This is a genomic window from Pantoea sp. PNA 14-12 (genome assembly GCF_004364735.1).
GTDB lineage: Bacteria > Pseudomonadota > Gammaproteobacteria > Enterobacterales > Enterobacteriaceae > Pantoea > Pantoea stewartii.
This window is the reverse complement of record NZ_SOAJ01000001.1, coordinates 401,189-422,515: the sequence shown is the minus strand read 5'-3', so window position 1 is coordinate 422,515 and position 21,327 is coordinate 401,189. Positions and strand designations below refer to the sequence as shown.

General features: G+C 56.4%; 22 protein-coding genes and 1 riboswitch. Of the genes, 9 read left to right on the top strand and 13 right to left on the bottom strand.

The window, feature by feature from the left end; all coding sequences use genetic code 11:
* Positions 1-74 precede the first annotated feature (74 nt).
* Positions 75-662, bottom strand: a complete 588-nt coding sequence (locus tag C7434_RS02140; RefSeq protein ID WP_033737713.1) for a Yip1 family protein — start codon at positions 660-662, stop codon at positions 75-77.
* A gap of 206 nt (positions 663-868) precedes the next feature.
* Between C7434_RS02140 and C7434_RS02135 the strand changes: the two genes are divergently transcribed.
* Positions 869-1,447 (top strand): DedA family protein, encoded by a 579-nt coding sequence (locus C7434_RS02135; RefSeq protein WP_033737714.1) that lies wholly within the window; start codon positions 869-871, stop codon positions 1,445-1,447.
* Here the strand turns inward: C7434_RS02135 and C7434_RS02130 are convergent.
* Complete coding sequence (locus tag C7434_RS02130) at positions 1,441-2,214, bottom strand: SDR family oxidoreductase (RefSeq protein WP_033737715.1); 774 nt, start codon at positions 2,212-2,214, stop codon at positions 1,441-1,443. The genes C7434_RS02135 and C7434_RS02130 overlap by 7 nt on opposite strands.
* A 156-nt stretch (positions 2,215-2,370) precedes the next feature.
* Here C7434_RS02130 and C7434_RS02125 point away from each other — a divergent pair, with 156 nt between their 5' ends.
* Both C7434_RS02125 and C7434_RS02120 read left to right on the top strand, forming a co-directional pair.
* Complete coding sequence (locus C7434_RS02125; protein WP_033737716.1) at positions 2,371-4,185, top strand: glycoside hydrolase family 15 protein; 1,815 nt, start codon at positions 2,371-2,373, stop codon at positions 4,183-4,185.
* A gap of 195 nt (positions 4,186-4,380) precedes the next feature.
* On the top strand, positions 4,381-5,520 hold the full coding sequence (locus tag C7434_RS02120; RefSeq protein ID WP_006118563.1) for a L,D-transpeptidase family protein: 1,140 nt from the start codon (positions 4,381-4,383) through the stop codon (positions 5,518-5,520).
* 115 nt (positions 5,521-5,635) lie between these two features.
* Here C7434_RS02120 and C7434_RS02115 read toward each other — a convergent pair whose 3' ends face one another.
* Positions 5,636-6,658 (bottom strand): transporter, encoded by a 1,023-nt coding sequence (locus tag C7434_RS02115; RefSeq protein ID WP_110267759.1) that lies wholly within the window; start codon positions 6,656-6,658, stop codon positions 5,636-5,638.
* A 162-nt stretch (positions 6,659-6,820) separates the two neighbouring features.
* Between C7434_RS02115 and C7434_RS02110 the strand changes: the two genes are divergently transcribed.
* Positions 6,821-8,425 carry an inorganic phosphate transporter gene (locus C7434_RS02110; RefSeq protein ID WP_133745095.1) on the top strand — a complete coding sequence of 535 codons (1,605 nt, stop codon included), beginning with the start codon at positions 6,821-6,823 and terminating at the stop codon, positions 8,423-8,425.
* Positions 8,426-8,439: 14 nt separating this feature from the next.
* Positions 8,440-9,363, top strand: a complete 924-nt coding sequence (gene ppk2 / locus C7434_RS02105) for a polyphosphate kinase 2 (protein ID WP_133745094.1) — start codon at positions 8,440-8,442, stop codon at positions 9,361-9,363.
* Between the two features lie 12 nt (positions 9,364-9,375).
* Here ppk2 and dusC read toward each other — a convergent pair whose 3' ends face one another.
* From dusC to C7434_RS02090, 3 genes are all read right to left on the bottom strand, one after another.
* Entirely contained in the window at positions 9,376-10,380 is a 1,005-nt protein-coding gene (gene dusC, locus C7434_RS02100; protein WP_052133227.1) for a tRNA dihydrouridine(16) synthase DusC, read from the bottom strand.
* Positions 10,381-10,382: 2 nt separating this feature from the next.
* Complete coding sequence (rhlE, locus tag C7434_RS02095; RefSeq protein WP_033737723.1) at positions 10,383-11,732, bottom strand: ATP-dependent RNA helicase RhlE; 1,350 nt, start codon at positions 11,730-11,732, stop codon at positions 10,383-10,385.
* 224 nt (positions 11,733-11,956) lie between these two features.
* A complete protein-coding gene (locus C7434_RS02090) occupies positions 11,957-12,349 on the bottom strand; it encodes a YbhQ family protein (protein WP_033737724.1) in 393 nt (130 codons plus the stop codon).
* Positions 12,350-12,526: 177 nt separating this feature from the next.
* Between C7434_RS02090 and C7434_RS02085 the strand changes: the two genes are divergently transcribed.
* The 3 genes from C7434_RS02085 to C7434_RS02075 are packed head-to-tail and all read left to right on the top strand — an operon-like array spanning position 12,527 to position 15,494.
* Positions 12,527-13,288, top strand: coding sequence for an endonuclease/exonuclease/phosphatase family protein (locus tag C7434_RS02085; protein WP_006118519.1), 762 nt, complete (start codon positions 12,527-12,529; stop codon positions 13,286-13,288).
* Entirely contained in the window at positions 13,285-14,529 is a 1,245-nt protein-coding gene (gene clsB / locus C7434_RS02080; protein ID WP_133745093.1) for a cardiolipin synthase ClsB, read from the top strand. Before C7434_RS02085 ends, clsB begins: the two co-directional genes overlap by 4 nt.
* Positions 14,529-15,494: a lysylphosphatidylglycerol synthase domain-containing protein gene (locus tag C7434_RS02075; protein WP_033737727.1), complete on the top strand. Its 966-nt coding sequence runs from the start codon at positions 14,529-14,531 to the stop codon at positions 15,492-15,494. Before clsB ends, C7434_RS02075 begins: the two co-directional genes overlap by 1 nt.
* A 38-nt stretch (positions 15,495-15,532) precedes the next feature.
* Here the strand turns inward: C7434_RS02075 and C7434_RS02070 are convergent, their stop codons facing one another.
* Both C7434_RS02070 and C7434_RS02065 read right to left on the bottom strand, forming a co-directional pair.
* Positions 15,533-16,240, bottom strand: a complete 708-nt coding sequence (locus C7434_RS02070; protein WP_033737729.1) for a Bax inhibitor-1/YccA family protein — start codon at positions 16,238-16,240, stop codon at positions 15,533-15,535.
* 95 nt (positions 16,241-16,335) lie between these two features.
* A complete protein-coding gene (locus C7434_RS02065; RefSeq protein ID WP_033737730.1) occupies positions 16,336-17,430 on the bottom strand; it encodes a DUF1615 domain-containing protein in 1,095 nt (364 codons plus the stop codon).
* A 106-nt stretch (positions 17,431-17,536) separates the two neighbouring features.
* On the opposite strand from C7434_RS02065, the gene C7434_RS02060 reads away from it, so the two are divergent.
* Complete coding sequence (locus tag C7434_RS02060) at positions 17,537-18,322, top strand: OBAP family protein (RefSeq protein ID WP_133745092.1); 786 nt, start codon at positions 17,537-17,539, stop codon at positions 18,320-18,322.
* On the opposite strand, the gene moaE is transcribed toward C7434_RS02060, so the two are convergent.
* The 5 genes from moaE to moaA all read right to left on the bottom strand — a co-directional run bounded on the left by moaE (position 18,319) and on the right by moaA (position 21,017).
* On the bottom strand, positions 18,319-18,771 hold the full coding sequence (moaE, locus tag C7434_RS02055; RefSeq protein ID WP_033737732.1) for a molybdopterin synthase catalytic subunit MoaE: 453 nt from the start codon (positions 18,769-18,771) through the stop codon (positions 18,319-18,321). The two genes, C7434_RS02060 and moaE, sit on opposite strands and share 4 nt — an antisense overlap.
* Positions 18,772-19,017: a molybdopterin synthase sulfur carrier subunit gene (gene moaD, locus C7434_RS02050; protein ID WP_006118512.1), complete on the bottom strand. Its 246-nt coding sequence runs from the start codon at positions 19,015-19,017 to the stop codon at positions 18,772-18,774.
* Entirely contained in the window at positions 19,010-19,495 is a 486-nt protein-coding gene (gene moaC, locus C7434_RS02045) for a cyclic pyranopterin monophosphate synthase MoaC (RefSeq protein ID WP_033737733.1), read from the bottom strand. Before moaC ends, moaD begins: the two co-directional genes overlap by 8 nt.
* Before the next feature lie 2 nt (positions 19,496-19,497).
* Positions 19,498-20,013 (bottom strand): molybdenum cofactor biosynthesis protein B, encoded by a 516-nt coding sequence (moaB, locus tag C7434_RS02040; RefSeq protein WP_006118510.1) that lies wholly within the window; start codon positions 20,011-20,013, stop codon positions 19,498-19,500.
* A 14-nt stretch (positions 20,014-20,027) separates the two neighbouring features.
* Entirely contained in the window at positions 20,028-21,017 is a 990-nt protein-coding gene (gene moaA, locus C7434_RS02035) for a GTP 3',8-cyclase MoaA (RefSeq protein ID WP_205949849.1), read from the bottom strand.
* Positions 21,006-21,139, bottom strand: a riboswitch (molybdenum cofactor riboswitch). Its footprint overlaps the gene before it by 12 nt.
* Positions 21,140-21,327 lie beyond the last annotated feature (188 nt).

The window sequence follows — 21,327 nt, the reverse complement described above, 5'->3', positions numbered from 1 at the left end:
TCAGGGAATTTTCCTGGTGAGATTGTTTCTGAGCGTTAAAAAAAGGTTGCCGCCCTGTAGGCGGCAACGGCAGGTTAAAACAGACGCGGGCCATAGCCCCATAACACCACGGTCAGAGCCAGTAGCACTTCGAAGACCAGCACACCAATAGCGAGTGTTGAACTGGAAAAACGCAGACTTTCGTCACGGTCGATATTCAGAAACAGCGGAATGCCGACATACAGCAGATACCCGGTATACAGGAGCGCCAGCGCTGCCGCCAGCACACATAGCCAGACCAGCGGATAAAGCGCGACAAGGCCGCTCAAAAACAGGGGCGTAGCGACATAGCCCGCAAATACGGTGCAGCGCCCCATGCTGGGACGATGGGGATAGTCACGCGCCATCCAGTGAATCACCCGCCCCATAACGGCGACGCCGCCCAGGATCACCAGATAGAACAGAATCCCCAGGCCCAACGCCGTCAGCAAATTAAGCTGCACATATTGCCCTTCTCCCAGGTTCCAGCCTGACTGAGTGGTGCCAATCATGGCGCAGATCACCGGCACAGCGGCCATCAGCAGCACGTGGTGAGTGTAATGGTGCGAAACCGTTTCGTTCTCTTGCTTGATAGTGCGCATTTCCTGGTTCGGATGCGCTAACAAACCCCAGACATGGTTCATACGCTTACTCCTCTGACCGATTGGGCCACCCGATCTGTTAACATTTCCACAAGGGGGCAGCAGTCATTTGAGTATAATCGGCAGGATAATTTCTGGGGCCTCTGCGCAAAAAAACGGCGAAAAAGATCGCTTATGGGGTCTTAATCCGCTGTCCTGGCAAATCGGGTATAGACTGAAAGAAAAATCTTCACACAGGGAGTTCAGCCTTGCATTTGGATATCAATGGGTTAATTACGCAGTACGGCTACCTTGCGCTGTTTATTGGCTGTATTGCCGAGGGTGAAACGTTTTTACTGCTGGGCGGGGTTGCCGCTCACGAAGGACTACTGCACTACAGTGGCGTCGTACTGGCGGCGATGGCGGGCGGCGTGGTGGGCGATCAGATGCTCTACTGGATTGGCCGGCGTTTTGGTACCCGCATTTTGCGACGTTTTAAAAAACATCAGGATAAAGTGGTGAAGGCGAACCGCCTGATTAAGCGTCGTCCCAGCCTGTTCGTGATTGGCGCACGTTTTATGTATGGCTTTCGTATTATTGGGCCGATCATTATTGGCGCAAGCCGCCTGAAGCCGCTGAAGTTTTTTCTCCTCAACGTCACCGGGGCGGCTGTCTGGGCACTGCTGTTTGTTACGCTCGGCTATTTTGCAGGCGGCATTATCGCCCCCTGGCTGCACAAACTCGACCAACACTTTAAACACCTGCTATGGCTGGGCGCGGCGGTGGTCTTTGCGTTTGTGCTGCGCTGGGCGATTCGCCGCTGGAATCATCACCGGGCCGATCAGTAGCCTTTAAACTGCGGGTTGGCCAGCATAAAGCCGCCGTCGATAATAAACGACTGACCGGTGGTATAGGTCGCCCACTCGGAACTCAGCCAGGCTACCATACTGGCAATTTCGTGCGTATCGCCAGGGCGGCCGGCAGGAATTTCCGGCATTTTTACGTTGTGCGCATCCGCGTCGGACATCTTGTTCATCGGCGTCGCAATCGCCCCCGGGGCGACCGCATTGACCAGAATATTGTGGGGCAGCAGACTCAGCGCCATCGATTTGGTCAGGCCGCCTGCCGCATGTTTTGCCGCGGTATAGGCCACTGAGCCCGGCAGGGGCGTATGCTCGTGCACAGAGGTGATGTTGATGATGCGTCCGCCCTGCCCTTGTTTGATCATGTTACGTGCCGCCACCTGCCCACAGATAAAGACGCCATCGACATCCACGCTGAAGGTTTTACGCCAGTCTTCCCAGGTCACGTCCATAAAGTCGGCTTTAAAATTTGCCCCGGCATTGTTGACCAGTACATCAATACGGCCCAGTTTGTCGATCAACTGCTGCAACACCTTGCCGCCTTCTGGCGGATCGGCCAGATCGAGCTGAATCGTCTCTGCCCGTTGTCCGGTCTCTTCTACCCGACGGGCGGTCCGCTGTGCGCCTTCCTCGTCTGAACGCCAGGTGATGCCAATATCAAAGCCCTGTTCGGCTAACATCTCAGCACAACGGCTGCCGATGCCCGAATCCGATGCGGTCACAATGGCCACTTTTCGTTGGGGTGCTGTCATAACGGTCTCCTCTGGAAGTGTATGAAAAGTATATACCGGGCTGAAAATTGTGCCGGACGCGAACAACGGGCTCGCCAGGTTAACGATCTGTGCCCGAACGAAGCGGTATGCAGGTACCTGGCTATAGTTAAGTCAGACACTGACAGGGAGAACGCGATGAGTAAGGTTAAACGCAAGATCGACGATCATGGTGTCATAGGTGATCTCCGCACCTGTGCACTGGTCGCAAACGATGGCACGATCGACTATCTCTGCTGGCCGGAGCTGGACAGCCCGTCGGTGTTTTCGGCCTTACTGGACAGTGACGAAGCGGGCCTGTTTTCAATCGCACCCGAGTGGCAAAACGCCCGTCGGCAACAAATTTACCTGCCGGATACCAATATTCTGCAAACGCGCTGGCTGGCCGAAGAAGGCGTGGCCGAAATTACTGACTACATGCCCATCTGCGATCGTCAGGACAAACTGCCACGCATTATCCGCCGGGTGAAAATGGTGCGGGGTCAGGCCCGGTTTAACATGGTCTGTTCGCCTCGCCATGATTACGCCCGCGCGGAAACCCGCGCCGAGATTCAGCGCGGTTGTATCGATTTTCATGCGACGGATCAGCCCTCGCTTCGGCTGGCCGCCACGGTCGTGATGACCCTGGAAGGTAATAGCGCCACCGCCAGTTTCGAGTTAAAAGCGGGCGAACACGCCGAATTTGAATTCGGCAGCGTAAATGACGCACACGTTGAAAAACTGGCGACCGCGAACTGTTTCGAAGAGACGCTGAGCTACTGGCGTGAGTGGAGTTGCCACAGCACCTATCGTGGCCGCTGGCAGGAAATGGTCCAGCGCTCAGCGTTGGTGCTGAAGCTGCTGACCTCCTGGCAGCACGGCTCCATTGCCGCCGCCGCAACCTTTGGCCTGCCGGAGGAGCTGGGGGGCGAACGTAACTGGGATTACCGTGCCTCCTGGATACGCGATGCGTCCTTCAGCATGTACGCGCTGATGCGCCTGGGCTACGTGGATGAGGCCAAGCACTTCACCGAATGGGTTGGTCGCTGTGTGGAAAACAGCCATCATGACGAGATGCGTTTACAGGTGATGTATCGCCTGGACAGCAGCACGGAACTGCAGGAAATGTCGCTGCTCAACCTGTCCGGCTATGCCGATTCCTGCCCGGTCAGGATAGGCAACGATGCCTGGCAACAGAAACAACTGGATATCTATGGCGAACTGATGGACGCCATTTACCTTGCCAATAAATATGGTGAAGCCATCTCTCAACGGGGCTGGAACCATGTCTCAGAGATGCTGGACTGGCTCTGTGATAACTGGCATCAGCCGGATGCGGGCATCTGGGAAATGCGCGGTGAACCGGAGCACTTCCTGCACTCCCGTTTGATGTGCTGGGTGGCCATGGATCGCGGGCTGCGTCTTGGCATGAAACGTTCCCTGCCGATGCCTTATGAGCGGTGGGACCGTACCCGGCGCGAGATTCGCGACGATATCTGGAAAAACTTCTGGAACAGCGAACGCGGCCATTTTGTTTCGACCCGCCATGGCGACTACCTGGATGCCTCCATGCTGCTGATGCCGCTGGTGCGTTTTGTCGGCGCAACCGATCCTGACTGGATTGCCACGCTGGATGCCATCAAGGCGAATCTGGTCAGCGATGGGATGGTGCGCCGCTATAACATCCATGAAACCCCGGCGGACGGGCTCACTGGCGGAGAAGGTTCATTTGGTGCCTGCTCGTTCTGGTACGTCGAATGTCTGGCACGTGCCGGACGCGTACGCGAAGCCCATTTTGAGTTCGAGAAATTACTGAGCTACGCTAATCCGTTGGGGTTATATGCCGAAGAGTTCGACAGCCACGGCCAGGCACTAGGCAATATGCCGCAGGCGCTGACGCATCTCGCCCTGATTAGCGCCGCTTTTTTCCTGAACCGCAAGCTAAACGGAGATGTCACGTTATGGCAGCCGTAGAGGGCGTATTTCGCCCAAAATGTTAATGAACAAAGGCGGATAACGCAGGTAAGTCAGGTAAAGTATTTCGATGCGGTAAAAATCCTGATTCACAACATCAGTTTAATGAACATATAATGCGCAGCAGGTCATAGTGACCAGCATGGGTTCGATACATTGACAAGCCTGAAACATGGCGATAAAGACTTGTAAAATATGAAAAAAAGCATTCGCGCGTTCGCTTCACTTGCATTGGCTTTGGCGGCATTCAGTCAGTCAGCCCTTGCGGTTGTTTATCCCTTACCGCCGGCGAACAGCCGTCTGACCGGGCAAAACATTGAGATTACGATTCCTCAGGACAGTAAACTGCCTCTGGAAGCTTTTGCAGCACAGTTCCAGATGGGCCTCAGCAATATGCTGGAAGCCAATCCGGGTGTTGACGTTTATCTGCCTAAGCCTGGCAGCAAACTGATTATTCCTCAGCAGTTACTCCTGCCTGACGCCCCGCGTGAAGGCATCGTGATTAACAGTGCTGAAATGCGTCTTTATTACTACCCGAAAGGCTCGAAAACCGTGGTCGTTCTGCCTATCGGTATTGGTGAGCTGGGGAAAGATACGCCGCTGAACTGGACGACAACCGTTCAACGTAAAAAAGATGGCCCGACCTGGACGCCTACCAAAGCGATGCACGCTGAATATGCATCACGTGGCGAAAATCTGCCGGCTGTGTTCCCGGCAGGCCCGGATAACCCAATGGGGCTGTATGCGCTCTACATCGGGCGTCTGTACGCCATTCACGGCACCAACGCCAACTTTGGTATCGGCCTGCGCGTCAGCCACGGCTGTGTCCGCCTGCGTGCCGATGATATCAAATGGCTGTTCGATCACGTGCCAGTTGGCACGCGCGTGCAGTTTATCAACCAGCCGGTGAAAGCGTCTGTTGAGCCAGACGGTTCACGCTGGATGGAAGTGCATAATCCGCTGTCGACCACGGAAGAGCAGTTTAACTCTCGTGAACTGGTGCCGATTACGCTGACTCAGGCGGTTGGCAAAGTACTGGTAGACGGTAGCGTGAATCAGTCTCAGGTTGATAAGGCCATCCAGAACCGCTCTGGTATGCCTGTACAGGTTAATGCGCCAGAAAACAGCGTGGCCCCTGCGCCTGTTCCCTTCAACGAAGGTGAAGATGCTGAGCCGAAAGAAGAGCCCATGACGCCAGTGATGTCGCAGCCTGCTAACCCGGTCGCGGTCCAGTCAGAGCCCGCGCCGCAACAGGCTCAACCTGTGCAGCCTTCGCAGCCGCAGCCAGAGCAACCACAGCAGTCGCAACCTGCCCAGCCACAGCCGGCGCAGTAACATTCGCCTGTTACGGGCCAGCCATTCAGGCCCGGTCGTCAGGTCAGTGAAAAGCCAGCGTTGGCGATAGCCACGCTGGCTTTTTTATTGGTCACGGGCTCCACTGTCAACACCACTATCTGGACGGACGGCGAAAACTCAGCCAGCCGGCCAGCAGCGTGAAGGCCAGGACGATCAGAACCAGCAGTAAAAACCCGTGCGGGTTCGACGCCAGCGGAATGCCGCCCACGTTCATACCAAAAAATCCCGCCACAATGTTAATCGGCAGTGCAAGCACCGTAATCACGGTCAGCAGATAAAGTGTCCGGTTACTCTGCTCCATCAACCGTGCTGCAATTTCCTCCTGCAGCAGACGGATGCGCTCCATCAGGCTGGCCAGGTCGTTCAGCACCACGCTAAATTCTTCCGTGAACGCCCGCAGCTCGCGGAGCGTGTCGCGGTTGAGCCAGGCGGGTGGGCGGTTAAGCAACCGGAACAGCGCCGCCGGTTCGGGTGCCAGCAGGCGCTGAATGCGCAGCAGCATGCGCCGGTAATGCCCCAGCTCACTGCGATTGGCCTTGATTGCCGGACTTAATAAACGCTCTTCAATGTTATCGACTACCTGGCTGATGCGACGCACCACCATTTCCAGCTGCAACTCCTGTTCACCGAGCAGGTAAAGTAACAGGGCCTCCGCACTGGGAAAATTATGCTTCGCCAGCCCCTGCTGCATCTTTTCGATCATCACTGACGAGCGATAACGTGCGCTCACGACCAGATTATGACGGCACCAGATCCACAGGGTCGCATTTTGCGTACTGCGATTTTCCTGGCTCAGCGTGACGTCGTTCAGTACCGCCAGCAGGGCATTGCTTTGTTCCGCTAACCGGGTGCGCGGCGAGGCGGAATGAATCTCGTCAAAAAAATCATCATCAACCTGAAAGTGGCCCTGCACCCAGTGCTGTGCCCGCGCGTGATTCAGATTGATATGTAACCAGAGAAAGCCTTCTTCAGGAGGGTGTTCACCGAGTTTTACCGCTTCACGGGCATTCAGGCGTTGAGGGAGGGCATCAGGAGAAAAGCGATAACCATGGATGAGTCCGGCCACATCATCATCAAAATCACGTTTTTGTGGGGTGAGAACAACGTCTGTCGCCATGGCAATCCTGTCAGCATCATCAATTAAGATCCACAGCCTGCTGAAGTTTTGTTACAGCAAAATGACCTGTGCCGCCTGGATCATTTTTTTGTCATAAAAAGCGGGTATCACACAGCGTTAACCAGATGTAACTCCGCATCTGCATCCGCTAAGAGGTACGGCATGAGCGAAAACAGTTTATCCTCTTCAGGCACGACGCAGGGACGTCCCGATTTCAACGGCAAAGGCAGCCGCGCAACCAAAACGGCTTTTTATGTCCTGTTAATAGCCGGTCTGGCCTTTGCCGGATTTAATCTGTTTCACGATGTGGAAAAAACTAACACGCCCGTCACCAGTTATGTGCCTTTCTTTCTGCTCGGCCTGGCGCTGCTGATTGCGCTGGGCTTTGAATTCGTTAACGGGTTTCACGATACCGCCAACGCGGTCGCTACGGTGATCTACACGCATTCGCTGACGCCCGGTGCGGCCGTCGTCTGGTCAGGGCTGTGCAACTTTCTTGGCGTGATGCTTTCCAGCGGCGTGGTCGCGTTTGGCATTATTTCGCTTCTGCCCGTCGAACTCATCCTGCAGGCCAGCAGCGGCAACGGCTTTGCCATGATTTACGCCCTGCTGTTCTCGGCGATTATCTGGAATCTGGGCACCTGGTACTTTGGCCTGCCCTCGTCGTCGTCACATACTTTAATTGGCTCGATTATTGGCGTGGGTGTGGCGAATGCGATGTTGCATGGTCGCAGTGGCCTGAGTGGCGTTGACTGGGATCAGGCGCTGAAGGTCGGCTATGCCTTACTGCTCTCGCCCGTCGTGGGCTTCGTCTGCGCCGCCCTGCTGCTGTGGGCCATGAAGCTGTTGATTCGTAACCGCCAGTTGTACGAAGCCCCGCACAGCAACGAGCCGCCGCCGGTCTGGATTCGTGGCCTGCTGATTCTGACCTGCACCGGCGTCTCCTTTGCTCACGGGTCGAATGACGGGCAGAAAGGGATGGGACTCATCATGCTGATCCTGGTCGGCACCATGCCCATCGCCTATGCACTGAACCGTTCACTTCCGCCCGAGCAAATCCCGCGCGTTGCCGCACTGAGTGACGTGACGGCGCGCCAGTTACTGCATATTCAACCGGCCGCCACGCCCACCCCGGATTCACGCAATGTGTTGACGGCCTTTGTCAGCACTGACACGGTCAATCCGAACGTCTTGCCCGCGCTTGGCATGACGTTACGGGATATCAGCGACCAGATTCGCCGCTACGGCTCGATGGACAATATTCCGGCCCAGTCCGTAACCAATACCCGCAATCAAATGTACCTGGCCGCAGAATCGATCAAGCACCTGCAAACCGCCCATGTCTCGCTCCCCGATGAGACGGCACGTAACCTGAAGGCGGTGAAAACAGAGCTGGACAGCGCCACACGCTTTATTCCGATGTGGGTGAAGGTGGTGGTGGCAATCGCGTTGGGGCTGGGCACCATGGTGGGCTGGCGACGTATTGTGGTCACCGTGGGTGAGCGCATCGGCAAAACCCATCTGACCTATGCGCAAGGGGCCAGCGCCGAACTGGTGGCGATGGCGACCATCGGCGCGGCCGATGCCTTTGGTCTGCCGGTCTCCACGACGCATGTGCTCTCATCCGGCGTGGCGGGCACCATGGCGGCGAACCGCTCTGGCCTGCAGATGTCCACCCTGCGCAATCTTGCCGTCGCCTGGATATTGACGCTGCCGGTCTCGATTTTACTTTCTGCCCTGCTCTACGGGCTGTTCATTCATATCTGACCAGGTGAATTGTCATGGCAACACACGACAACAGTTTCAATCGCGACGCTTTTAATCAGCGTTTAATGCAGGAGTTCTATGACAGCTACGACGAAGAGCTGGAGCTGGAGCTGGAGCTGGACGATCTGCGCTTTAGCGAGGCCGCGCCCACGGGCAGCGATGAAAAAGCCTGGCGCCGTCGTTATTTTCGCGAGCTGCTGCAGTTGCAGGGCGAGCTGGTGAAGCTACAGGACTGGGTAATGCGCACCGGCCATCGGCTGGTCATTCTGTTTGAGGGTCGCGATGCGGCCGGTAAAGGAGGCGTGATTAAGCGCATTACGCAACGCCTTAATCCGCGCACCTGCCGGGTGGCTGCGCTGCCCGCGCCCAACGATCGTGAAAAAACCCAGTGGTACTTTCAGCGTTATATCGCGCATCTGCCCGCCGCGGGCGAGATGGTGCTGTTCGACCGCAGCTGGTACAACCGGGCAGGCGTGGAGCGCGTCATGGGATTTTGCAGTGATGCCGACGTGGCGGAGTTTTATCGCAGCGTGCCCGAGTTTGAAAAAATGCTGACCCGCAGCGGGATTCAAATCATTAAGTACTGGTTTTCGATCACGGACGAGGAGCAGGAGCTGCGCTTCATGAGCCGTATCCACGATCCCCTCAAGCAGTGGAAGCTCAGCCCAATGGATCTGGAAAGCCGCCGCCGTTGGGAAGATTACACGGAAGCAAAAGAAGAGATGCTGAGCCGCACCCATATTCAGGAAGCCCCCTGGTGGGTTGTTCAGGGCGTAGACAAGAAACGGGCGCGCCTTAACTGCATCAGCCACCTTTTGCAGCAGGTGCCTTATGAAGCCGCCCCACACGACGAAATCATTCTGCCGCCGCGTGAACGCTCACAGGACTACCACCGCAACGAGGTGCCGGAAAATATGATCGTGCCAGAAAAGTATTGATCGCGTGCGCGGCTAAGCGCCGCGCTGTCCCGCTCTCACTTCCGGTGAGGCTGAAGAGAACTGACAGGTCTGCCGCTGTAATGCCGCATAGCGGTCAATCGCCGTAGCAATATCGGCTGAGGTTTTTAAGGCGCGAATCTCAGCGAACAGCTCACCCGCTTCGACGTAGGCTTTACGCAAATAGCCCAGCCACTGTTTGATACGTGCGACATGGTACATGCCCGTATCACCCTGTTTTTCAAGCCGGGTATATTGTTGCAGGAGCACCACCACCTCCGGCCAGGCCATGGGCGCATCATTGTATTTGACGACCCGGCTCAGGTTAGGCACGTTAAGCGCACCACGCCCAATCATCACCGCATCACAGCCTGTGATTCGCAGACAATCCTGGGCGCTTTGCCAGTCCCAGATTTCGCCATTCGCGATAACCGGAATAGACAGTCGCCGACGAATCTCGCCAATCGCCTGCCAGTTAATAGCCTCAGCACGGTAGCCGTCTTCTTTGGTACGGCCGTGGACGACCAGTTCGCTGGCACCTGCCTGCGCTACCGCATCCGCAATTTCCATGCTGCGGGCGCTGGAATCCCAGCCCAGGCGCACCTTAACCGTAACGGGCAAGGAGTCAGGTACAGCTGCCCGCATGGCTTTGGCCGCGCGGTAGATTAAGTCGGGATCTTTTAACAGCGTCGCCCCGCCGCCGCTGCCGTTGACCAGCTTCGACGGGCAACCGCAGTTCAGATCCACGCCCCACGAGCCCAGCTCAACCGCGCGGGCCGCGTTTTCCGCCAGCCACTCGGGATGCTGCCCCAGCAGTTGCAGACGAACCAGCGTACCCGACGGCGTCCGGCTGGCATGATGCAGTTCGGGACAAAGGCGATAGAAGGATTTTACCGGCAGCAGTTGGTCGACGACGCGCAAAAATTCCGTGATGCACAAATCGTAGTCGTTGACGTCCGTCAACAGCTGGCGCACCAGAGAATCCAGTACGCCCTCCATGGGTGCCAGTAAAACCCGCATGATCAGACGTTTCCGCTGCGTTTAGGCGCGGGCCGACGTGGACGAGACGCAGGCTTGTCAGACTGGCCCGCTGCGGGTCCCTGACGACGCGGCTGCGCACGCTTGTCCCCTTGAGGACGCGCCGCGCCGGCACCTTGTCCGCCCTGCCCCCGACCACGGCCGCGTGAAGACGGTGACTGGCGGCCGTTCACAATCGGTTCCGCTTTGATGCTGGGATCCGGCTCATAGCCCGGCACAGCCAGTCGTGGAATTTCACGCTTCAGCAAGCGCTCAATATCACGCAACAGTTTGTGTTCGTCGACGCAAACCAGCGACAGCGCTGCACCCGTTGCGGCGGCACGACCGGTACGCCCAATGCGGTGTACGTAGTCTTCAGGCACGTTTGGCAATTCATAGTTCACGACGTGCGGCAGTTCTTCAATATCCAGACCGCGGGCCGCGATATCCGTCGCAACCAGCACACGAATCGCGCCGGATTTGAAGTCGGCCAGTGCACGGGTACGTGCGCCCTGACTCTTGTTACCGTGGATGGCGGCGGCCGTAATGCCGTCTTTACCCAGCTGTTCGGCAAGGTGATTGGCACCGTGCTTGGTGCGGGTAAAGACCAGCACCTGCTGCCAGTTACCTTCGCCAATCAGCTGAGACAGCAGTTCCCGCTTGCGCTTTTTGTCAACAAAATGCACCTGCTGAGAAACCTGCTCAGACGCGGTATTGCGGCGCGCGACTTCAACCTGCTCCGGGTTGTGCAGCAGTTTTTCTGCCAGGGTTTTGATCTCATCTGAGAACGTCGCCGAGAACAGCAGGTTCTGACGTTTAGCTGGCAGTTTGGCCAGTACGCGGCGGATATCGTGGATAAAGCCCATATCAAGCATGCGATCCGCTTCATCCAGTACCAGCACTTCAACCTGAGACAGGTCAACGGCGTTTTGATGAGCCAGATCCAGTAAACGGCCCGGCGTGGCCACCAGAATATCGACGCCGCCGCGCAGCTTCATCATCTGCGGGTTGATGCTGACGCCGCCAAACACCACCAGCGAACGCAGCGGAAGATATTTGCTGTAGTCGCTGACGTTTTCACCGACCTGAGCGGCCAGTTCACGGGTCGGTGTCAGAATCAGCGCGCGCACCGGACGACGGCCACGCACTGTTCCGGTATTCTCGGACAGTTTCTGTAATAAAGGTAAGGTAAACCCGGCGGTTTTGCCGGTGCCGGTCTGGGCGCTTGCCAGCAGATCGCGGCCGGACAGCACAACAGGAATCGCCTGGCGCTGAACAGGCGTCGGTTCGCTGTAGCCCTGCTCAGCTACCGCACGCAGAATATCGGCACTCAGGCCGAGAGAGTCAAAAGACATGACGAGTATTACTCCGGTCCACTCTGACCGCGTTTGGCGGTGTAGTTTTCAGAGGGATAGTGACGCCAGCTGAGGCTGACGCGTGAAAAGGGTGCAAACTACGATGCATAAGCGGCGGAGTGTAACAGCTTTACCGCCCCTGTGCGAGATAGCTCACAATTGATTACATATCTCCCAACGACAAAAGCCACCTTGCGGTGGCTTTTTTAGCGCGACAGCCTGATTCAGCTGCGTTTTTTCTCAATGCGTCCTGCCGGCTCTTTCGCCAGCAACGACACCAGCGCGGGCCCCAACAACATCACCACGCCAAGGCTGGCTAACAGTAAGTTGTTGTGGAAAATGCGCGACACCAGGAACAGCGTCATCATCGCGGCACCGAAATAGTACGTGGTGGTCGCTTCTTCCAGGTAATCACCCAGGGTACGTAAACGGGCACTACGCTGCGTGATCAGCATGGCGATAAACACCGCTGCATAGGCCACCACCAGGGTACTGCACACTTCGACCAGTGCTTTATGTTTCCAGCCCCAGACCAGTGCGGCAATCACCAGCAGGTGCATCGCGATGTGGGCCCAGGTTTGACCGGTAATAATTTGAAAGCGATTCGACAATTTCATTTCTCTCTCCTGCAGACCTGGCACGTTGCACAAATGCAACCGTAACCGGCCAGGGACGGTTTCTCAATGTAAAGCAAATTTCAGATAACGCCCTAATTATTCCTCTTCTTCACCCTCCATTTGTGACAAAGACTACACTTTGTTGTTGATGAAGATGAAAAGGAGCGCGTCGCGAGTATGCCACAAATCAAGCAAGGATTTTCATTTAAAGTCCTGACGATTAATACCCATAAAGGTTTTGCCCCGTTTAACCGACGCTTCATCTTGCCCGAATTGCGTGAAGCGGTGCGCGCAACGTCAGCAGATATCGTCTTTTTGCAGGAGGTGATGGGAACCCATGACATTCACCCTCTGCAACATGAAAACTGGCCTGATACCTCCCACTACGAGTTTCTGGCCGACACGATGTGGAACGATTTTGCCTATGGGCGCAATGCGGTTTACCCAGAGGGACATCATGGCAACGCCGTGCTGTCGCGTTTTCCCATTGCTGAGTACGACAATCGCGATGTTTCAATTGCCGGGAGCGAAAATCGCGGCATGTTGCATTGCCAGCTTACCCTGCCCGATGGTCGGGGCACGCTGCATGTCATCTGTGTGCACCTGGGGCTGAAAGAGGCGCACCGTCGTGCCCAGTTGGCGATGTTAAACGACATGGTGATGGCGTTACCCGCTGACGCACCTGTCGTCGTCGCCGGTGACTTTAACGACTGGCAGGGGCGAGCCAACAACATACTGCAAAAAGGGGCGGGACTAAAAGAGGTCTTTAGCCTGAAAAGCGGACGACCTGCGCGGACGTTTCCGGCACGCTTTCCCCTTCTGCGACTGGATCGTATTTACGTGCGCAATGCGACGATCAGTCAACCCTGGGCATTGCCGCGTAAACCCTGGTCACACCTTTCCGATCACGCGCCGCTGGCGGTGGAGATCCATCTATGAATTTTGAGTGGCAAGACGGCAACAAACTGCGCCTGCTGGAAAACGGGGACGCATTTTTCCCCCGGGTATTTGGCGCGATTGCACGTGCCGAACACAGCGTACTGCTGGAAACCTTTATCCTGTTCGAAGACGATGTGGGCAACGCCCTGCACAAGGTGCTGCTGGCGGCGGCGCAGCGCGGCGTCAAGGTCGAAATGATGGTCGATGGCTACGGCTCCTCCGAGCTGTCCCAGAGTTATGTCAACAGTCTGACGCAGGCGGGCGTGCGCTTTATCTATTACGATCCGCGTCCGCTGATCATGGGCATGCGAACTAACGTCTTTCGCCGTCTGCACCGTAAAACTGTGGTCGTGGACGGCGTTATCGCCTTTGTCGGCGGCATCAACTTTTCCGCCGAGCACTACACGGATTTTGGCCCGGAAGCCAAACAGGATTATACCGTGGAGGTCAAAGGTCCGGTGGTCGCCGACATTACCCGCTACCTGCAAGAGGCGATTGGCAGTCAGGCCACCACTCGCCGCTGGTGGGGACAGCGTTCACATCGTCCGGCCAAAAACACCCTGCCCGGCGACGCGCAGGTCCTGTTTGTCTATCGCGACAACGATCAGCACCGGGATGATATTGAGCAGCATTATCTGGACATGCTGCGCACCGCCAAACAGGACGTCATTATCGCCAACGCCTACTTTTTCCCTGGCTACCGTTTGCTTAAGGAGATGCGCAATGCGTCACAGCGCGGCGTACGCGTGCGATTGATTGTGCAGGGTGAGCCGGATATGCCGATTGTGAAAGTGGGCGCTGAGCTGCTTTATAACTATCTGGTGGATGCGGGCGTGGAAGTCTATGAATATTGCCGCCGACCGCTGCATGGCAAAGTGGCGGTGAAAGATCAGCAGTGGGCTACCGTTGGCTCAAGCAACCTCGATCCCTTGAGTTTGTCCCTCAATCTTGAAGCCAACCTGATCATTCACGATCGCAACTTTAACCAGACATTACGCGATAATCTTGAGCATTTACTGGCTGAAGACTGTCAGCGCGTCGAAGAGGATAAGTTACCACCACGCACCTGGTGGCAGCTGACGAAAGGCGTTGTCGTGTTCCACTTTCTGCGTCACTTCCCGGCTATCGCCGGCTGGTTACCGGCGCATACGCCAAAGCTGGCTCAGGTGGATCCGCCGGTTCAGCCCGAAATGGAGACGCAAGATCGCGTCGAAGCCAACAATGAAGGAGCCAATTCCTGATGGCAAACACGCATCCACGCTGGAAACTGGCAAAAAAAATCCTGACCGGGCTCTTCTTCGTCGCCGTCATTGTGCTGCTGGTGATCTATGCACGCAAAGTGAACTGGGATGACGTCTATAAGGTCATTGTTAACTACAACCGCTTTGTGGTGCTGACCGCGGCGGCACTGGTTATCGTCAGTTATCTGGTTTACGGCTGCTACGACCTGATTGGTCGGGCCTACTGTGGTCATAAGCTGGCCAAACGTCAGGTAATGCTGGTGTCATTTATCTGCTACGCCTTTAATCTGACGCTCAGTACCTGGGTTGGCGGTGTCGCTATGCGCTACCGGCTCTATTCGCGGCTCGGCCTGGACAGTGCGACGATTACGCGCATTTTCTCCCTCAGCATCGCCACTAACTGGCTGGGCTACATCCTGCTGGCGGGCGTGATCTTTAGCGCAGGCCTGGTCCCGATTCCCGGCGGCTGGTTTATCGGCGAAACCACACTACGGCTTATTGGTGCCGCGCTGCTGGTGCTCGTCGCGTTTTATCTCTGGGCGTGCGCGTTTTCTAAACGTCGTCGCTGGAAAGTGAAAGGGCAAACCCTGCAGTTGCCTTCCCTGCGCATGGCGCTGTTTCAGTTTGCCGTCTCCTGCGCCAACTGGCTGGTTATGGGCACGATTATCTGGCTGCTGCTGGGCCGGGATGCCGGTTATCCCATGGTGCTGGGCGTACTGTTAATCAGTAGTATCGCAGGCGTAATTATTCATATTCCGGCGGGGATTGGGGTGCTTGAAGCGGTATTCGTGGCGCTGCTGGGCGGCGAGAACCTTTCACACGGGACCATCATCGCCGCGCTGCTGGCTTACCGCGTGCTGTACTTTATTTTGCCGTTGCTCCTGGCACTGGTGCTGTATCTGGGACTGGAGAGCCGTGCGAAACATATGCGCCATAAGAACGAGCAGAAGCTACAAAAATCGTAGTAAACAGGCTGCTCTGGTTCACCAGAGCAGCCTGTTTTTTAACGGCGGTTGCCAAAAATACGCAGCAGCATCAGGAACAGGTTGATAAAATCAAGATAGAGCGTCAGCGCGCCCATGATTGAGTAGCGGCGCAGGTTTTCCGTGTCACGCGCATCAATCTGCTCACCGATATTTTTCAGTTTCTGCGTGTCATACGCGGTCAGGCCAACAAACACCACCACACCGATGTAGGTAATGGCCCACATCAATGCCGGGCTTTTCAGCCAGAAGTTCACCAGCGAGGCCAGCAGAATACCAATCAGCGCCATAAACAGCAGACTGCCCAGGCGGCTTAAATCACGTTTTGTGGTGTAGCCGTAGAACGTCATGGCACCAAACATCCCGGCCGTGACGAAGAACGTGCTGGCAATGGACGAATAGGTGTACACCAGAAAGATACTGGCCATGGTCAGCCCGGTCAGGGCCGAATAGAGCATAAATAACCCCGTCGCCACGGCCCCGCTCAGGCGATGCACCATACCTGAGAGGAAGAACACCAGCGCCAGTTGGACAATGATCAGGCCGAAGAAGGTGATGCGATTTGCAAACACCAGCTCCATCACCGCCGGTGTGCGCGCGGCAAACCAGGAGACGAAGGCAGTGAGTAACAAACCACAGGTCATCCAGCCATAAACCTGTGCCATATAAGCCTGCAACCCACGAGATGCAGGCTGAACTATTGAATCATTCTGTGGATATCGGTCCATGATGCACCTCTTGTTAAACAAATATGTTGTGCCCCAAAACGGGCTGTCTGAGTAAGTGTGGCACAGCTCTGTTCAACTGTGCCACAACGCCGTACTTATCGACGTGACAGGCACTGCTGATAACGACTGTCGACGCGTTGAGCAAACCACGCCGTGGTTAAATTGCGGGTAATTTTAGGACTTTCAAGTCTGATGCCCGGCAACATTTCCCGTGGCAAAGGCTTTCCGGCCATCTTGTCTGCCAGCGTAAAAACCTGCTTCCACAGATCGCTGTCGCTGAAGTCCGCCTTTTCGCCCCGATCCAGATCGTGGCGGATTTCGCGGTTGCTCATATCAATGCGTTTCGCCAGCGTCCGCACCGCCAGCTCCGTCGATCCTGGCGTGTCCGAACCATACTGAATCAGATCGCCATCCAGCGCCAGCTTCATCCCTGTCGCGCGGGCTACCGCCGCCTGGAACGCCGCATTGCGGCTGGCGTACCAGCCCGCATTGTAGTCCGCGAACCGGTAAAGCGGCTTGCTGTAGTCAGCCGGATAGCCCAGCAGGTGCATTGTGCCGAAATAGACGCCGCCATGACGCGTGAAAACTTCACGGCGAATGGAACCGTCAACCGGCCATGGATAGCCTTTGGCATGGGCTTCTGCAAACGCAATACTCACCTGCATCGGTCCGCCGGTATGAACAGGATTGAGGTTGCCAAACAGCTTCTGCCCCATGGGCACCATCTCAATAAAGTCGTCGAAAATGGCGCTCAGATCTTTTTCACTTTTCGCCTTATCCAGCCGCGCAGCGTAGCTTTCGCCATTACTGGACTTGATTAACAGCGCGGTGCGCACTAAAAACGCCGGAACATGCACCTTCGCCGCCCGGCGGTCGATCTCCTCCCAGGCGATTTTTGCCATACCGGGTACGGTGCCGTTGGCGTCAAATCCTGACTCCTGGCCCGCCACCGCAATAACTGCGCACAAATTACTGTCGCTGGCGGTCAGGCCCTGGGTACGGAACGACGTATAGATATCGTCAGCCCAGCCTGATTTATCGCTGACACCGGCGGGCAGCAGGCGCTGAATCTGCGCTTTGACATCCTCAGGTTGCCTGGCGGGCGCTTCTGGTGTTTTTTTGCTGCTACAGCCCGCCAGTATCAGGATAGCGAGCAACGTCAGGCGTTTGGGGAATGAAATGAATGACATACCTGTCCTCTGAGGCAAAAAGAGTAGCTTAACACTGCGCCGCTTCGCAGGGCAGATGCGATTATATGAACTAAGGTTATCTCTTTTCACGAAAAAGGGATGTTTTATGTCAAAACACTGGACACTTATCGCACTGAGCCTGCTGCTGGCCGGCTGCGGCGGCAATAACACACCGGCTCAGGTCAGTTCGCCGGGCGCCCCCACTTCACCGACGCTAAAAGCGCTGGACAGCGGCGCGGCCGTGCTGCAGTCCCGCCCGCCCATTGATGCGATCAATGCCTATCTGGATGGTTTTCATTTCTATAACGGCGACAAGAACGGCCAGATGGAAGCCCATCACTATGTGACGGTCCTGAATGATGATGTGATGCAGGCGGTGATTTATGACGGTAATACGCGCGATGCGCGCCTGATGGGCGTGGAATATATTATCAGTGAGCGCCTGTACCGCACCCTGCCCGCCGAAGAGAAAAAACTGTGGCACAGTCATCAGTACGAGGTGAAATCCGGTTCACTGGTCGCGCCCGGCCTGCCGGCCGTCGCAGAAAAAGCGCTGATGACGCGCATCGTCAACACGTACGGGAAAACCTGGCATACCTGGCACACCGACCGCGACAAGCAACTGCCCATTGGCATTCCGGCGCTGATGATGGGCTTTACCGCCGACGGGCAAATGGATGCGCGCTTGCTGGCCGATCGCGACCGCCGTTTTGACATCGACAGTCAAAAAATTCGTGCTGAACGGGCGGATATCGTCGCACATCCCGTGGTGCCCGGCGCCAATGCCTGGCAGGACGGTGACGTTATTCAGCTTCGGCGAGGACAAGGCGGCGGTGAACACGCGCACGGCAACACGCAGTTTGCTCCCGCCGAACAGCGTGGTACGCCTTAATCCCAGCGCTGCGCAGCCTCGTGATCGCTGCTGCGTGCATCGACCCAGCGATCGCCCTGCCCGGTGGTTTCCCGTTTCCAGAACGGGGCGCGGGTTTTCAGGTAATCCATGATGAATTCCGCAGCGGCAAAGGCGCTGCTGCGGTGCGCACTGGTGACGCCGACAAAGACAATCTCATCGCCGGGAAACAGTTCACCAATGCGGTGGATGACAGAGACGCGCTGAAGCGGCCAGCGCTGGCGCGCCTCGTCAGTAATTTCCTGCAGCGCCTTCTCGGTCATACCGGGATAATGTTCCAGCGTCAGGGCCGCAACATCATCGCCCAGGTTGTGATTGCGCACTTTGCCCGTGAACGTGACAACCGCGCCGTCTTCGTCGCACCCTGCCAGCCACTGGTATTCCTGCGCCATCGCAAAGGGCGCGGGACCGACCCGAATTTGCGTGTCCATTTATCCTCCGGTAACGGGTGGGAAAAAGGCGACTTCATCGCCGTCCTGTAAAGGGTGCGTCATGGGGCGTAGTGTCTGGTTAACCGCCGCCAGTAATCGTTCGCTGTCGAGCGCCAGCGCCCAGCGTTCGCCCTGCTGAGACAACGCTGTCCGCAGCGCCGCGACGTCGGGATAGTCGGCGGCCAGCGTCAGCGAGTCCGTGCCCACCAGCTCCCGCACCTGCGCAAAAAACAGTACCTTAATCATGGGCTGCCGCCTGAAAATCGCCGCTTTTGCCGCCGCTTTTATGCAGCAGGCGCAGCCGATCAATCACGATATCTTTCTGGACGGCTTTGCACATGTCATAGATGGTCAGCGCCGCCACGGAAGCCGCCGTCAGGGCTTCCATTTCTACCCCGGTTTTCCCCGTCAGCCGACACAGCGAGGTGATGCGAACCCGGTTCAATTCGGGTTCCGCGACCAGGTTGATCTCCACTTTGCTCAGCATAAGCGGATGACAGAGTGGGATCAGTTCCCAGGTGCGTTTTGCCGCCTGAATACCGGCAATGCGCGCTGTGGCGAACACATCACCCTTATGGTGACGGCCTTCCATGATCATCTGTAACGTTTCTGGCTTCATCAGTACCAGCACGTCGGCCTGCGCTTCGCGTACCGTATCGTCTTTGGTGGAAACATCCACCATGTGGGCTTCGCCCGCGGCGTTGATGTGGGTAAGTTGTGACATGCTTAAAGCTTCTTTAAATGAGTGACAAAATTGCAGGGACGCGTACGCGCATCCAGTTGGTCAGCGATGATGCGTTCCCACGCGGTGGTACAGGCTGACGTTGAGCCCGGGACCGCAAAGATCAACGTCTGGTTAGCCAGACCGGCCACCGCACGGGACTGCAATGTCGAGCCGCCAATGTCTTCGTAAGACACCATGCGGAACAGCTCGCCAAAGCCGTCAATCTCCCGATCGAACAACGGCAGCAGCGCCTCAGGCGTGCTGTTTTTCGCATTGAAGCCGGTGCCGCCATTAATAATGACCACCTGGACATCTTCACTGGCGATCCAGCGCGACACAATCGCGCGAATACGGTAAACATTGTCGGGAACAATGGCGTGATCGATCACGCTGTGGCCCGCCTCGGCTGCCGCTTCACGCAGATAATCGCCGGAGGTATCGCTGCTGGCATCACGGCTGTCAGAGACCGTCAGCATAGCGAGCTGTAACGGTTGAAACGTGCTGGCTGATTTGCCCATGTCTGCTCCTGCAGTTAACCGCCAATATAAGAAAGATTTTGTGTAATACCGGTATTTCCCTGTAACAGGAAATGCGTCTGCTTCTTCTGGCCCAGGCTGCTCGCAATGCGTGCCTGAAGGTCATCTTGCTGGTCGTCAGAGGCCAGCAGATCGCGTAAAGGAATCCCGCCATCGCCAAACAGGCAGAGATGCAAATTTCCCTGTGCGGAAACCCGCAGACGGTTGCAGCTGGCGCAGAAATCTTTGGAATACGGCATGATCAGCCCGATTTCACCAACGTAATCCGGATGATAAAACACCTGGGCCGGGCCATCACTGCGGCCGCTGATACGACGCTGCCAGCCCTGAGCAATCAGCTGATCGCGGATAACTTCGCCCGAAATATGCTGCTGGCGAAACAGCGCACCGCCCTCGCCGGTTTCCATCAGTTCGATAAAACGCAGCTGGATGGGACGCGTACGGATCCAGTCAAGAAAGGTCGCCAGATGGTGGCTGTTGACATCGCGCATCAGCACGCTGTTGACTTTGACCTGGCTAAAACCCGCCTCAAAAGCCGCGTCAATCCCGGCCATCACCTGGTGGAACTTGTCCTGACCGGTAATCGCATGAAACTGACGTGCATCAAGGCTGTCCACGCTGACGTTCAACGCGGTCAGTCCCGCGTCGCGCCACTGCTTAACATCGCGCGCCAGTCGGTAGCCGTTGGTGGTGACCGCAATCTGGCGAATCGCAGCATTTTCGTTAACCGCGGCGATAATGTCGGTGAAATCACGACGTAAAGAGGGCTCACCGCCGGTCAGACGCACTTTTTCAGTGCCCGCCGCCGCAAAGGCGCGCGTGACACGGCGAATTTCATCCAGTGAGAGAAAGCTTTTATTGCGGATACCGTTTGGCTGATAACCCTCCGGCAGGCAATAGGTACAACGGAAATTACAGACATCCGTGACCGAGAGGCGCAAGTAATAAAACTTACGCGCAAATGCATCAGTAAATTGTGACACCAGAGAACACCTTTCCAGTTCGGGAGATGCAGTCATTTCTTCCTGCACCCTGGCAGCGCGTAGGCTACGGCCTGAATCCCCTATCCGCAGACGTAGGCATTCAGGCTTGAGTGTACGTTAACCGGCTGATTAACGCGGTATACAGATGGTAGCGCGATTAGGGTAAATGCGCCATCCACGGCTTTTACTCTGTGTGCGCAGTAACGTTAACTTTCACCGTATTTCGCGCCCGGGATACGGTAAACTGCCGGTCATAAACTGACACACATCATCCTCGTCTGCACCCTGCGCGTTTCACGCCTCTGCAGACGCG

Excerpts from the sequence above, each read along its gene's own strand:
- C7434_RS02130 (WP_033737715.1), bottom strand. The coding sequence starts at position 2,214 with ATGACAGCACCCCAACGAAAAGTGGCCATTGTGACCGCATCGGATTCG.
- C7434_RS02115 (WP_110267759.1), bottom strand. The coding sequence starts at position 6,658 with ATGGCGACAGACGTTGTTCTCACCCCACAAAAACGTGATTTTGATGAT.
- C7434_RS02085 (WP_006118519.1), top strand. The coding sequence starts at position 12,527 with ATGCCACAAATCAAGCAAGGATTTTCATTTAAAGTCCTGACGATTAAT.
- C7434_RS02075 (WP_033737727.1), top strand. The coding sequence starts at position 14,529 with ATGGCAAACACGCATCCACGCTGGAAACTGGCAAAAAAAATCCTGACC.
- C7434_RS02140 (WP_033737713.1), bottom strand. The coding sequence starts at position 662 with ATGAACCATGTCTGGGGTTTGTTAGCGCATCCGAACCAGGAAATGCGC.
- C7434_RS02070 (WP_033737729.1), bottom strand. The coding sequence starts at position 16,240 with ATGGACCGATATCCACAGAATGATTCAATAGTTCAGCCTGCATCTCGT.
- moaE (WP_033737732.1), bottom strand. The coding sequence starts at position 18,771 with ATGGACACGCAAATTCGGGTCGGTCCCGCGCCCTTTGCGATGGCGCAG.
- moaC (WP_033737733.1), bottom strand. The coding sequence starts at position 19,495 with ATGTCACAACTTACCCACATCAACGCCGCGGGCGAAGCCCACATGGTG.
- moaB (WP_006118510.1), bottom strand. The coding sequence starts at position 20,013 with ATGGGCAAATCAGCCAGCACGTTTCAACCGTTACAGCTCGCTATGCTG.
- rhlE (WP_033737723.1), bottom strand. The coding sequence starts at position 11,732 with ATGTCTTTTGACTCTCTCGGCCTGAGTGCCGATATTCTGCGTGCGGTA.
- ppk2 (WP_133745094.1), top strand. The coding sequence starts at position 8,440 with ATGGCAACACACGACAACAGTTTCAATCGCGACGCTTTTAATCAGCGT.
- C7434_RS02060 (WP_133745092.1), top strand. The coding sequence starts at position 17,537 with ATGTCAAAACACTGGACACTTATCGCACTGAGCCTGCTGCTGGCCGGC.
- C7434_RS02065 (WP_033737730.1), bottom strand. The coding sequence starts at position 17,430 with ATGTCATTCATTTCATTCCCCAAACGCCTGACGTTGCTCGCTATCCTG.
- moaD (WP_006118512.1), bottom strand. The coding sequence starts at position 19,017 with ATGATTAAGGTACTGTTTTTTGCGCAGGTGCGGGAGCTGGTGGGCACG.
- clsB (WP_133745093.1), top strand. The coding sequence starts at position 13,285 with ATGAATTTTGAGTGGCAAGACGGCAACAAACTGCGCCTGCTGGAAAAC.
- dusC (WP_052133227.1), bottom strand. The coding sequence starts at position 10,380 with ATGCGGGTTTTACTGGCACCCATGGAGGGCGTACTGGATTCTCTGGTG.
- C7434_RS02125 (WP_033737716.1), top strand. The coding sequence starts at position 2,371 with ATGAGTAAGGTTAAACGCAAGATCGACGATCATGGTGTCATAGGTGAT.
- C7434_RS02110 (WP_133745095.1), top strand. The coding sequence starts at position 6,821 with ATGAGCGAAAACAGTTTATCCTCTTCAGGCACGACGCAGGGACGTCCC.
- C7434_RS02090 (WP_033737724.1), bottom strand. The coding sequence starts at position 12,349 with ATGAAATTGTCGAATCGCTTTCAAATTATTACCGGTCAAACCTGGGCC.
- C7434_RS02120 (WP_006118563.1), top strand. The coding sequence starts at position 4,381 with ATGAAAAAAAGCATTCGCGCGTTCGCTTCACTTGCATTGGCTTTGGCG.